At 74.3% G+C, this 12,228-nt stretch carries 7 protein-coding genes; 1 reads left to right on the top strand and 6 read right to left on the bottom strand.

The window, feature by feature from the left end; genetic code table 11:
- Window positions 1–4: 4 nt before the first annotated feature.
- The 4 genes from IE124_RS25065 to IE124_RS25050 form a co-directional block, all read right to left on the bottom strand.
- Complete coding sequence (locus tag IE124_RS25065; RefSeq protein WP_229832830.1) at window positions 5–1,492, bottom strand: VWA domain-containing protein; 1,488 nt, start codon at window positions 1,490–1,492, stop codon at window positions 5–7.
- Window positions 1,489–2,922, bottom strand: coding sequence for a hypothetical protein (locus IE124_RS25060; protein WP_189510400.1), 1,434 nt, complete (start codon window positions 2,920–2,922; stop codon window positions 1,489–1,491). Before IE124_RS25060 ends, IE124_RS25065 begins: the two co-directional genes overlap by 4 nt.
- The gene (locus IE124_RS25055; RefSeq protein WP_189510398.1) at window positions 2,892–3,395 is read right to left on the bottom strand and encodes a hypothetical protein; all 504 of its coding nucleotides are present in this window, start codon (window positions 3,393–3,395) and stop codon (window positions 2,892–2,894) included. The genes IE124_RS25060 and IE124_RS25055 overlap by 31 nt, the downstream gene beginning before the upstream one ends.
- 136 nt (window positions 3,396–3,531) lie before the next feature.
- A complete protein-coding gene (locus IE124_RS25050) occupies window positions 3,532–4,095 on the bottom strand; it encodes an HPP family protein (RefSeq protein ID WP_189510396.1) in 564 nt (187 codons plus the stop codon).
- 214 nt (window positions 4,096–4,309) lie between these two features.
- On the opposite strand from IE124_RS25050, the gene IE124_RS25045 reads away from it, so the two are divergent.
- On the top strand, window positions 4,310–4,576 hold the full coding sequence (locus tag IE124_RS25045; protein ID WP_370468816.1) for a DUF6296 family protein: 267 nt from the start codon (window positions 4,310–4,312) through the stop codon (window positions 4,574–4,576).
- A gap of 179 nt (window positions 4,577–4,755) precedes the next feature.
- Here the strand turns inward: IE124_RS25045 and IE124_RS25040 are convergent, their stop codons facing one another.
- Together IE124_RS25040 and IE124_RS25035 are read right to left on the bottom strand one after the other, a co-directional pair.
- Window positions 4,756–5,160: a YybH family protein gene (locus tag IE124_RS25040; protein ID WP_189510392.1), complete on the bottom strand. Its 405-nt coding sequence runs from the start codon at window positions 5,158–5,160 to the stop codon at window positions 4,756–4,758.
- A 193-nt stretch (window positions 5,161–5,353) separates the two neighbouring features.
- The gene (locus tag IE124_RS25035) at window positions 5,354–12,151 is read right to left on the bottom strand and encodes a type I polyketide synthase (protein WP_189510390.1); all 6,798 of its coding nucleotides are present in this window, start codon (window positions 12,149–12,151) and stop codon (window positions 5,354–5,356) included.
- Between the last annotated feature and the right edge of the window lie 77 nt (window positions 12,152–12,228).

The following is a 12,228-nucleotide window of genomic DNA, read 5'->3' as shown; positions in this document are numbered from 1 at the left end:
CCTCTCAGGTGAGGAAGGTCTTGAGTTCGTGGACGAGCTTGTCGATGTGGCCGGAGACCACGGGGGTGCCGAGTGCCTTGAACCGCTCGCGGAACCAGGGGTTGACCTCCTGGCGTCCGGAGCTGGTCACCGAGCCGACGGGGATGAACCGCACGCCGGACCGGTGGACCGCCTCGATGCCCTCGAAGAGGGGCTGGGAGCGGTCGAACTCGTAGAAGTCGGAGATCCACACCATGACGGTGTTCTTCGGTTCGGCGATCTTCGGCCGGGCCATGGCCATGGCGACCGGGCCGTCGTTGCCGCCGCCGAGGTTGGTGCGGAGCAGCACGTCGAACGGGTCGTGCACCCAGGGGGTGAGGTCGATCGCGCGGGTGTCGTACGCGATGAGGTGGACGTCCACCTTCGGCAGACCGGCGAAGATCGAGGCAAGGATGGTGCAGTTCACCATCGAGTCGACCATGGAACCGGACTGGTCCACGACGACGACGAGCCGCTGGGGCGTGGTCCTGCGGACGGTGTGCCGGTAGTAGAGGCGGTCGACGTAGAGCCGCTCCTCCTCCGGGCTCCAGTTGGTGAGGTTCTTCCAGATGGTGCGGTCGACGTCGAGGTTCCGGAAGACCCGCTTGGGCGGGACCGAGCGGTCCAGCTCGCCGACGGTCGCCTTCTCCACCTGGGTGCGCAGCACCTCGGCGACCTCGTCGACGTAACGCCGGATGAGGGACTTGGCGTTGGCCAGGGCGATGCCGGAGAGGTTGCCCTTGTCGCGCAGGAGCTGCTCGATGAGGGACATGCTCGGGGTGAGCTTGGCGGCGAGCGCGGGGTCGGCCAGCACCTCCCGCAGGTGCATGCGCTGGACCAGGTCGGCCTCGACGGTGCCGAGCTCGGCACCGAGGCCGCCGCCGGTCAGGCCCGCTCCGGCCGCCCGTCCGCCACGCAGGCCGCCGGGCGGGCAGCCGAGCGCGCGCTCCAGCCAGCCGGCGTCCGACTGCCAGCGCGCCAGCTGTCCGGCGGAGACCGTGCCGGAGCCGGTGGAGAAGACGTTGAGCAGGACCTTCGAGGCGAGTGCGGCGCGCCGCACTTCGGCGGCCCGGTCGCGGGTGTCGTCCGGCTCGGGCTCCGGGGTCATCAGGCCGTCGAACTCCTCGGCCAGTTCCGGGTGGCGCTGGACGACGGAGTCGACGGACGCGCCCGGGTCGAGCAGCGCCGACGGGAGGCCGATGTCCTCGACGACGGCGAGGCTCGCGGACTCCAGGGCGGGCTGCTCCTCGTGGTCGAAGAGCCGGGCGAGGAGACGCCAGTAGAGGACCTGGCGGCGGTTGTCGTCGGAGTCGGCGGGGACGGCGATGGCCGCGTCGGTGGGGACGGCGGGGACGGCGGTGGCCGGGTCGGTGGGGACGGCGATGGGGTCGGTGGCTTCGGTGAGGTCGGCGATGGGGTCGGTGGCTTCGGTGAGGTCGGCGGTGGCGTCGCCGGGGTGGGTGCGGTCGGTCATTTCCGCAGCAGCCTTCCCGCTCGTTCGCGCAGGACGGCGACGGAGTCCGTGGCGGCCTTCTCCGCCCGGACGCCGACCTTGTCGGTGGTGCCTCCGGCCCAGGCTCCCGCGTGGACCGCGACGGTCTTCTTCCGCACGGTCGTCTCGACGGCCAGCGGCTGGAGGACGAACTGCCCGGCGTCCCAGCGGAGCAGTCCGACGCACGCTCCGGACGCGGCGACCGCCTCCGGGGTGAGCGGACCGGCCGCCGGGGCGCGGTCGGTGTCGACGGCCAGCCGGTGCCCGGCGACGGCGAACGCCGTCGGTCCGTCGTCCTCGCGCTCCACCGTGTATCCCTCGACGAGCACGGGTACGGCGATCCGGACCGGGTGGCGGTCCAGAGGGGCGGTCACCGGGTCGGCGGCGGTGGAGAGGATCACCCGGGCCGTCGCGAAGGGGTCGGCGGGCTCTCCCGCGCGGGCCCGCTCGTCGTCCCAGACGAGGTCGCCCTCGTCCGTGACGGGCATGGCGTCGAGTTCCATGGAGCGGCCCTCGCTCACGGCGGCCAGGAGCGACATCCGCGGGCGGAGCAGCTGCCAGAGTCCGGCGCCGACGACGGTGTCCGGCTTGGGTGCGGAGACCGCGGCCCGCACGAGTCGCGGAGCGGTGCCGTCGGCGGGTTCGAACACCGCGTGGACCTGTGCCTGTACGGCGGTCGCGTGCTCCTGCACGTCGACGCCGAGGGGTAGCAGGCGGCCGGTCGCGGCGGACGTCATCGGTCCTGCGGCGGCACCGGTCGCGCCGGGCAGGGTCAGCAGCAGCGCGCGGGACCAGAGGTCGGCCCAGCGGCGCACGGGGACGCGCTCCAGGGTGGCTCCCGGGCAGGAGGCGGCCAGTTCGGCGGCGAAGCCGTCGAGCAGGGCGGCCTGACGCCGCAGCAGCGGGTCCGGCAGCATCGCGGAGACGACGGGCGCCGCACCGGCGACCAGTTCGTGGTCGATGCCCTGCCAGCCGGCGCGCGCGAGGTCGCAGAGCCAGGCGCGGGCCGCCGCCAGCACGTTGGCGGCGGGGCCCCCGTCTCCCTCGGCCGGTGCGGCGGCCTCCGCGCGCGGTCGGCCCGTGACGTCGCCGACGCGGGCGACGAGGGCGTCGTGCACGGAACCCATGAGGGCGGTGCGGGCGGCGGCGAGGGCGACGAAGTGCTCCTCGCCCGCCGCGCCGGCCGCCGTCTTCTCGGCGGCCTCGGCGACGCGCGAGGCCAGTGGCGTCCCGGCGACGGCCTCCGTGATCGCGGCGAGGCCCTCGGCCTGCGCGGGCTGCGGACGGAGCAGTCCGGCGACGAGCACCCGGTCGAACGCGTCGACGGCCGCGAGGGCCTCGTCGAGCCCGTCCACGGGGTCGGAGAGCAGATCCGTGCGCATCAGGCCACCGCCCTCGTCGGCGGGAACCACTGCATCTCGGGCAACGGCACGGTCACCGGCTCCCGTTCGAGGTAGGCCAGGTGGCGCAGGAAGCGGCTGAACACCGGGGCGGCGGCCGAGGTGTCGCCCTGGGCGGGGCGCGTGGCGGTCATCACCGAGACGAGCGTGGAGGCGTCGGGCTCCTGCCCCGGCGTCTCGGCCTTCAGGTAGCGGGCGACGCGCTCGGCCCCGTACTGCAGGGCGGCTTCGCCGACGAGCGCGCGGATGTGGTTGCAGAACGAGCCGCGAGCACCGCCGCAGGGGCGGTTGTTGTTGGTGCTGCACGCGAACGCGTACGTCCCGGCGGCGATCGAGGACACGTACACGCGCCCTATGTCGGACCCGCTGGACACGACACCCTGCAACCGTCCGTCGGCCAGCTCGACGAACGGCACCTTGGCGAGCTTCCGCGGTCGCGCGGGCGGTACGACCCGCGCCACGCTCGACGTCTCCCAGACCGTCAAGACACCTCTCCCATGCACGTCAAAGGGGATGTCCACGCCGGATCGGCGCGACAGGAACGAACCTATCCCCGCCCACTGACAACGGCCCGGGAGCGGCCTGGGAGCGGGCTGCGAAGGGGCCTGACGGTGGCTTGATTCACCACCAGTAGGCGGGGTACCGCGGTGCGCCCCTGCGGATGCGGGACGCGGTGAACGCGGTCAGGACGAGCAGGACCGTGGCGCCGAAGAGCAGCGGGACGAACCGGTTCGGCGCGGGCGTCTGGAGCACGATGACGACGGCGGTCGCGCAGGCCGGGGAGTGCGGGGTCCGAGCCAGCGTCGTGAGCGCGAGGGCGACACCGGCGGCGACCGCGGCGGCCCAGGTGCTGCTGCCCGCCGCTGCCGCGACCGCGTAGCCGGCGGCGGCTCCCAGCAGGTGTCCGACGATGACGCTGCGGGGCTGGGCGAGGGGAAGGGTGGGAGCGCAGTGCACCAGGGCGGCGCTCGCGGCCAGCGGAGGTATCAGTACCGGCTCGTGGATGACGGCGCCTATCGCGACGAGACCCAGGAGGGCGGCCGTCGCCGCGGTGACGCTGTGGAAGGCGGCCGCGGGCGCGGGCCGGGCCGGAGCCCGGCCGACGATCCTCGGCCTGCGGGGGCCGGAGGGGCGGGCGGAAGCCGTGCCGTCGGCTGCGGTACGGCGTGCGGTGTCGGTGCTCATGTGATGCGGCGTTTCCGGGCGGGCGGCCGGGGGCCGCGCAGGGCAGGAGTCGGGAGTGACGGTCGTACGGGACTCTGTGGTCGACAGTCGGCCCGGTCATGCGCGTGGTCCTGGTGCGGCGGCGCAACCGATCACCACTCTAACCAGCGGTTTCGTGCCGGAGGGGGCGGGGTCGGCGCGGTGTGCGCCACACATGCGGCGTAAAATGGGGCAAATGAACACACTCCGGTACGAGCTGGTGTTCTCTGACGGTGCGGGCTCGGCCCGGGACGTCGTGACCGTGGAGCGCACCCTCTCCAAAGGGCCCGGTGGTCATCCCGTGTACTCCGACCCGACGGGCATCATCCGAGCGGAGATCAGCGACCGGGGCGAGGTGCGCGTGCTCGCCTCGGGCGGCCATCAGGAACCCGCCCAGAGCGTCGTGGCCCGGCCTCTCCCCGACGGGGACCCGGAGGGAGGCCCAGGCGGCCCGCACGGGTGACGCGCCCCCGCACGGGTGATACCCGGGGCGCGGGTGACACTCGGGACGCGGGTGACACTCGGGGCGCGGAGAGCGCGGAGAGCCCCCCGTCCACGGGGACGGAGGGCTCTCCTGGTGCCGGCCCCGCGGGGGATTCGGGGCCGGGGCCGACGGGTGGGGGCTGCGGATCCGGCGGGCGGCTACTTGGTCGGGAGCTCGTCCGCGAGCGGGCGGTCGATCGCCATGATCCAGCGGTTGTCGCCGGTGCGCCGCATGACGTCGGTGCAGGTGCCCGTGATGATCTGGCGCCCTCCCTGCCCGTCGGCGACGTCGAGGCGGAACTCGACGATCACGAGGGAGACGTCACCGGCGACGTAGTTCTGCACGACCTTCGAGTCGAGCTTGGGGCCGGTCTTCAGCAGGTCGATGATGCCCTGGCGGCGCTCCGCGCCCGACAGCGGGCTGCCCGAGAGGTTCGAGATGGCGTCGTCACGGTAGAGCGTGTCGAAGATGGCGCCGTCGCCCGAGTTGAAGGCGTCGATGAACGCCTGGTTCTGCTGTTCCACGTCGTCGGTGAGGACCAGGTTGGCGAGATCGGTGGTCATGGTGATGACTGCTTCCTGTTCGTTGGTGCTTTCTCTGGTGTTCCGGTCGTTCCGGCGCGCTCTGGTCCGTCCGGGCCGTGCCCGGTCGCTACGGTCCGCGCCGGCTGAGACGGGGGGTCCGACGGCACGCCGACCGTATGCGGCGGCGCCCCACCCCCCGTCCACCATGGGGTAATCGCCGATCCGGCGCGGATCACCCCTCGGTCATCGGTGGGGCCGGGAAGTAGCCGACCTCGGTGAAGAAGTCGACGTACCTGCCGAACAGTTGCTTGGTCACGGGCGGGCAGTGCACGCCGCTTCCCGCGAGCACCTCCAGCGTGTCGGTGACGTCCATCGGCGGGTAGAAACCGGAGCTGTCCGCGGTCAGCAGCTCGAAGGCGTCGAGCAGCGGCACGAGCGCGTTGCCCCGGTCGGAGCGCACGAGCTCCAGCCAGGCGTCCCGGTCCAGTTCCCCCAGCGGGTAGCCGAACGACCGCAGGTGGTCGACGGCTTCGGCGAGCGTCAGCTCGCTCGGGTTGTAGAGGTGGAACGTCCGTCCCGCCGCGCCCTCCCGGCCCGACATCGCGAGGATGGCCGCGCTGACGTAATCCACGGGCATCAGGTGCACGGGCCCCACCATCCCCTCCGGCACCGCGCCCGCCTGCAGGATGCCCTTGAGGCTCAGCCACACGAAGTCCCGTGTCTGACAGGCTCCGTTGACCTGGTCACCGGAGATCACGTCGACCCGGTAGACCGAGACCGGCAGTCCTCGCTCCCGGGCCGTTCCGATGAGCTGCTCGCACACCCATTTGCTCTGGACGTATCCGGTGGGGAGCGACTCGGCCGGGCCGGTCGGCGCGCCCGGCGCGAGGGCGGCGCCACCGCCGTCGGCGCCGGAGAAGACCCCGGTCGTCGACACGTAGTGAACGGGCACCGAGCGGTGCCGGGCCGCGAGCCGCAGGACCTCGATCGTGCCGGCGACGTTGGCCGCCTTCACGTCCTCGTACGGAAGGATCCAGTTGACCGAGGCGCCGACGTGGTAGACCACGTCGGTCTCGCGGCTCAGCCGGTCGAACTCCCCCTCGTCGAGGCCGAGAAGAGGCCGGGCGAGGTCGCCGACGACGACGTCGACCCGGCTCTCGTCGATCTCCTCCCCGAGGCGGTACCAGTCCAGGTTGGCGCGCAGTCGCTCCCGGGCCTCGGCCGGGTCCGCGCCCCGGACGAGCACCCTCACGCGGGCGGTCGTGGTCCGCAGCAGGTCGCGCAGGACGAAGGCGCCGAGGAAGCCGGTCGCCCCGGTCAGGAACACCGTCGTGGGGTCGGTGGAGACCCGGGTGACGGCGCCCTCGGGGCGTATGTCCTCGGGGAGTACGGTCTCGGCCGCGAAGTCCACGCCGCGTGCCGCGCCGGCGGCGTCGCCCTTGGCCCCCGCCCGGCCGGTGCCGCTGCCCGCCGCCCCTGCCGACAGGACCGTACGGAGGTACGCCGCGAGCGCTGCGGGGGTCGGGTGGTCGAAGACCAGCGTGGCGGGGAGCCTGACGCCCGCGACGTCGTCCAGCCGGTTGCGGAGTTCCACCGCGGTCAGCGAGTCGAAGCCGAGCGACGGGAACGGCAGGTCGCCCGCGATGCCCGCCGGGTCGGGGTGGCCGAGCACGGCACCGACCTCCGCCCGGACGACCCCGAGGAGGTACGCGAGCTGCTCGGCCTCGGTCATCCCCCCCAGGTCACGGCCGGGGGCGGCGCCGGGGTCTGCGGCATTCCGGGCGGTGCCGCGGGTCGGGGCACCCGCGAGCGCGGACAGCAGGAGCGGCGCCCGGCCGGGGTGCTCCCGCAGGGCGGCCACGTCCAGCGGGGTGCCGACGAGCGCCGGCAACGCCTGCGCGAGGGCGGCGTCGAGGATCGCCGGCCCGCGCTCGGCGGTGACGGGCCGGAAGCCGGCCCGGGCGATGCGCCGGACATCGGCCTCGTCCAGGTCCCCGGTCATGCCTCCGGACTGCTCCCACAGGCCCCAGGCGACGGAGGTCGCGGGCAGGCCGCGGGCCGCGCGGTGCTCGGCGAGGCCGTCGAGGAAGGCGTTGGCCGCGGCGTACGGGGCCTGGCCGGCGCCGCCGATCACGCCGGCGAGGGAGGAGAACAGCACGAAGGCGGAGAGGCCGAGGCCGCGGGTCAGTTCGTGCAGGTTCCAGGCGGCGTCGGCCTTCGGGCGCAGCACCGCGTCCAGGCGCTCCGGCGTCTGGTCCGCGATCAGGCCGTCGTCCAGGACACCGGCCATGTGGACGACGCCGGTCAGCGGGCGGTCCGACGGGACCTCGGCGAGGACCCGCGCGAGCGCGTCCCGGTCCGCGGCGTCGGCGGCGGCGATCGTCACCCGGGCGCCGAGACGCGTCAGCTCGTCGGCCAACTCCCGCGCTCCGTGTGCCCTTTCACCGCGTCGGCTGGTGAGGAGCAGATCCCTCACGCCGTGGCGGGTCACCAGGTGACGCGCGAAGAGCGCGCCGAGAGAGCCGGTGCCGCCGGTGATCAGGACGGTGCCTTCGGGGTTCCAGACCCCCGACGGGCGGCCGTCCGCCGCGGCCGACACCCGGCGCATCCGCGGCCGGAGCAGCCGACCGTCGCGGAGCGCGAGCTGCGCCTCGCCGGCGCCCGCGCCGGACAGCAACGGAAGCACCGCGTCCGAGGCCGGGGAGCCGTCGGTGTCGACGAGCACGATGCGTCCCGGGTGCTCGGACTGGGCCGAACGCACCAGGCCCCAGACGGCGGATGCCGCGAGGTCGGTCACGTCCTCGGTACGGGTGGCGACCGCGCCCCGCGTGAGGAGGACGAGCCGGGTCCGGGCGAGCCGGTCGTCGGCCAGCCACTCCTGGACCAGGGCGAGCGCGTGACGCGCGGCCCGGTGGGCGGAGCCGGGCAGGATGCCGCCCTGGGCGCCCCCGGCGGGGGCGAGCACGGCGAGCAGCGGCTGCGAGCCCCCTCCGGACCGCACGGCCTCGCCCGCGGCCGGCACGTCGGGCAGGCGCCGGGCGCCGGGCAGGAGGGCGTCGGCCTGGGGCGTACGGGCCCCGAGCACGCCCCAGGCCGCGGTCCCGTCCTGGGACGGCGCCCCGGCGAGGCCGACGGGTGCCCAGGCGACCTCGAAGAGGGCGTCGTGCTCGCGCGCCCCGGCGGCCACACGGGGCTCGGCGGGGCCGAAGCCGAGCGAGGCGACCGTGGCGACGGGCCGCCCCGTCGCGTCGGCGAGGTACGCGGCGAGGGTGCTGTCACCGGCGGGCGTCAGGCGCACACGGACGAGAGAGGCGCCGGTGGCGTACAACCGCACCCCGCGCCAATCGACGGCGAGCCGCCCGGACCGGGCTCCGGGGTCGGGGGCGGTGGTGGTGGCGGTGCCCCTGGTGGCGGCCTCGGCAGGGTCGGAGGAGACCTCCGTGGCGCTCTCGTGCGGAGTGGTCGGCGCCGCCGTCGGGTCGGCCGCCGGCTGCGTCGCGGCCGTGAGCGGTGCCCCGGCCGTCAGCGGTGCCGCGTGCAGGGCCGCGTCCAGCAGGGCGGGGTGCAGGCCGAAGTCGCCGGGGAGGGCGCGGTTCCGGCCCGCTTCCGGCAGGCGTACCTCGGCGTACAGGTCGTCGCCGAGTCGCCATGCTGCGCTCACGCCCCGGAAACCGGGGCCGTAGGCCGGCCCGTCGGCCGCGAGTCGTTCGTAGGCGCCGTCCAGGTCGAGCGCGGTCGCGCCCTCCGGCGGCCAGTTCTCCAGCTCGAAGCCCGGCTCGGAGGCCTCCACGCCGACCCGGCCGCGACCGGCGAGCGACCACGTGACGTCACCGGCCTCGGGGCGGGTGTGGACCGTGACCGTACGCCGTCCCCGCTCGTCCGCGACGCCCACGCCGACCTGCACCCGCAGCCCGGCTCCGGCGTCCAGCCTCGGCAGAGCCTCGACGGAGAACTCGTCGAGGACCGTGGCGCCGAACTCGTCGCCGGCCCGCACCACCAGTTCCACGAGGGCTGCCGGCGGCAGGACGGTCGCCCCGTCCACGACGTGGTCGGCCAGCCACGGGTGGGAGTGCCGGGCGATCCGGCTGGTGAAGAGCACCTCGTCGCCGTGCGGACCCGCGACGGTCGCGGCCGCGCCGAGCAGCGGGTGGCCGACGGCGTCCAGGCCCAGGCCCACGGCGTCCGTGGCGGCCCGGACCGGCTCGTACCAGTAGCGCTCCTGCTGGAAGGCGTACGTCGGCAGCCCGGCCCTGCGTGCCCCGGAGCCCTCGAAGACGGCCTTCCAGTCGGGTGCGGTGCCCCGCACGTACGCCTCGCCTGCCGAGGTCCAGAACCGCTCCAGGCCGCCCTCGTCGCGTCGCAGGGTGCCGACCACGGTGGCGGTGCGCCCGGCGTCCTCCGCGATGTCCTGGACCCCGGTCACGAGGACCGGATGGGCACTCGCCTCCACGAACGTGCCGAAGCCCTGGCCGAGGAGGGCCCGGACGGCCCGCTCCAGCTCGACGGTCTGCCGGAGGTTGCGGTACCAGTAGCCGGCGTCCAGCTCGGGCCCCTCGACCCAGTCCCCGGTCACGGTGGAGAGCATCGGGATCTCCGCCCGGCGCGGAGCCATGTCCGTGAGGAGGGTGGACAGTTCGTCCTGGAGCAGTTCCACGTACGCCGAATGCGAGGCGTAGTCGACGGGGACGCGACGCGCCCGTATCCCGCCGGTCCGGGCCTCCGCGAGGAACTCGTCGAGCGCCTCGTTCTCACCGGAGACGACCACCGAGCGCGGGCCGTTGACGGCGGCGAGCTGGATCCTGCCCTCCCACGGCACGATCCGCTCGCGGACCTCCGCCGCGGGCAGGGCCACGGACACCATGCCGCCGAGACCGGCGAGGACCCGGCCGATAGCCTGGCTGCGCAGCACCACCACGCGGGCGCCGTCCCGGAGGGTCAGCACCCCGGCGACGGTGGCCGCCGCGATCTCCCCCTGCGAGTGTCCGGCCACGGCCTCGGGGCGCACGCCCTGGGAACGCCACAGCTCGGCGAGGGACACCATCACCGCCCACAGGACGGGCTGGACGACGTCGACGCGGTCCAGCCCGGGTGCGCCGTCGGCGCCGCGCAGGACGTCCTGGAGCGACCAGTCGGCGAACTCGGCCAGCGCCTCGGCGCAGGCGTCGAGGCGGGCGGCGAACGCCGGGGACGTGTCCATGAGGTCGACGGCCATCCCCGCCCACTGCGAGCCCTGGCCGGGGAACAGGAACACGGTCTTGCCGGACCGGCCCGCGCTCCCCGTCACCAGGCCCGCGGAGGGCTCGCCGTCGGCGAGGGCCTGGAGCCGTGCCAGCCGGGTCTCCCGGTCGGCGCCGGCGATCGACGCCCGCTCGGGGAGCGCGGCCCGCGTGGTCGCGAGGGAGAACGCCACGTCCTGGGAGGTCAGTCCGGGCCGCTCGGCGAGGTGCTCCGCGAGACGGCGCGCCTGATCGCGCAGCGCGGGGCGGGACTTGGCCGAGAGCACCCAGGGAGGGATCTCCGCGGTGTCTGCCGTCGCTTCGGTCCGTTCGGTCTCTTCGGTCCGTTCGGTCTCTTCGGTCGCTTCGGTCTCTTCGGTCGCTTCGGTCCATTCGGTCTCTTCGGCTGCCGCCTCGCGCGCAACACGGCTCTCCTCCGGCACTTCTTCGAGGATGACGTGGGCGTTGGTGCCGCTGACTCCGAAGGACGAGACCGCCGCGCGGCGCGGCCGGTCGAGCTCGGGCCAGGCCCGTTCCTCGGTGAGGAGCTCGACGGCGCCCGCACGCCAGTCGACCACGGGGGTGGGCTCGTCGACGTGGAGCGTCCTCGGCATGGTGCCGTGGCGCATGGCCTGGATCATCTTGATGACGCCGCCGACGCCGGCCGCGGCGACCGTGTGCCCGATGTTGGACTTGAGCGAGCCGAGCCGCAGCGGACGGTCGGCGGGGCGGCCCCGGCCGTAGGTGGCGAGGAGCGCCTGTGCCTCGATCGGGTCGCCGAGCCGGGTCGCGGTGCCGTGCGCCTCGACGATGTCGACGTCCGCGGTGGTCAGTCCGGCGTCGGCGAGCGCGCCCTTGATGACCCGCTCCTGGGACGGGCCGTTGGGGGCGGTCAGGCCGTTGGACGCGCCGTCCTGGTTGACGGCGGAGCCCCGGATGACCGCGAGGACGCGGTGCCCGTTCCGACGCGCGTCGGACAGCTTCTCCACGAGGACCAGGCCGACGCCCTCGGACCAGCCGGTGCCGGCGGCCGAGGCGGCGAAGGAACGGCAACGGCCGTCGGCGGAGAGCCCGTTCTGGCGGGAGAAGTCGACGAACCCGCCGGGATGGCCGTTGACCGTCACGCCGCCGGCGACCGCGAGAGCCGACTCTCCCGAGCGTACGGACTGCAAGGCGAGGTGCAGCGCCACCAGCGAGGACGAGCAGGCGGTGTCGAGCGAGACGGCCGGGCCCTCGAAGCCGAACGAGTAGGCGATGCGGCCGGACGCCACACTGCCCAGCTTGCTCGTCATGAGGTATCCCTCGAACTCCTCCGGTCCGTCGAGGCCCAGATAGCTCTGCTCGACGATGCCGGCGAAGACGCCGGTGCTGCTGCCCCGGAGGGCGGTCGGGTCGATGCCCGCGTCCTCGAAGAGCTCCCACGCCGTCTCCAGGAGCACGCGGTGCTGCGGGTCCATGGCGAGCGCCTCGCGCGGCGAGATCCCGAAGAAGCCCGCGTCGAAGCGGGTCGCTCCTTCGAGGAAGCCGCCTTCCTTGGTGTACGTCCGGCCGGGCGTCCCGGGCTCGGGGTCGTACAGGGAGTCGACGTCCCAGCCGCGGTCGGCGGGCCACTCGGTGATGGCGTCGCGCCCCTCGGCCACGAGGTCCCACAGGTCGTCGGGTGAGGCGACGCCGCCCGGGTAGCGGCAGGCCATGCCGACGACGGCGACGGGCTCGGACGCCGCCGACTCCAGCTCGGCGAGCCGCCGGCGGGTCTTCTGCAGGTCCACGGTGACGCGTTTGAGGTAGTCGACGAGCTTGTCTTCGTTGTTCATGGGCTTGCGGTCTCCCAGATCAGTGGGGTCGTCGGAGAGGTCGGTTGCCGGCGGCTTCGGCCGGCCGACCGGTTCAG

The organism is Streptomyces narbonensis (assembly GCF_014649015.1).
Lineage (GTDB): Bacteria > Actinomycetota > Actinomycetes > Streptomycetales > Streptomycetaceae > Streptomyces > Streptomyces narbonensis.
The sequence above is the reverse complement of the archived record's forward strand: the minus strand, read 5'-3'. Positions and strand labels throughout refer to the sequence as shown.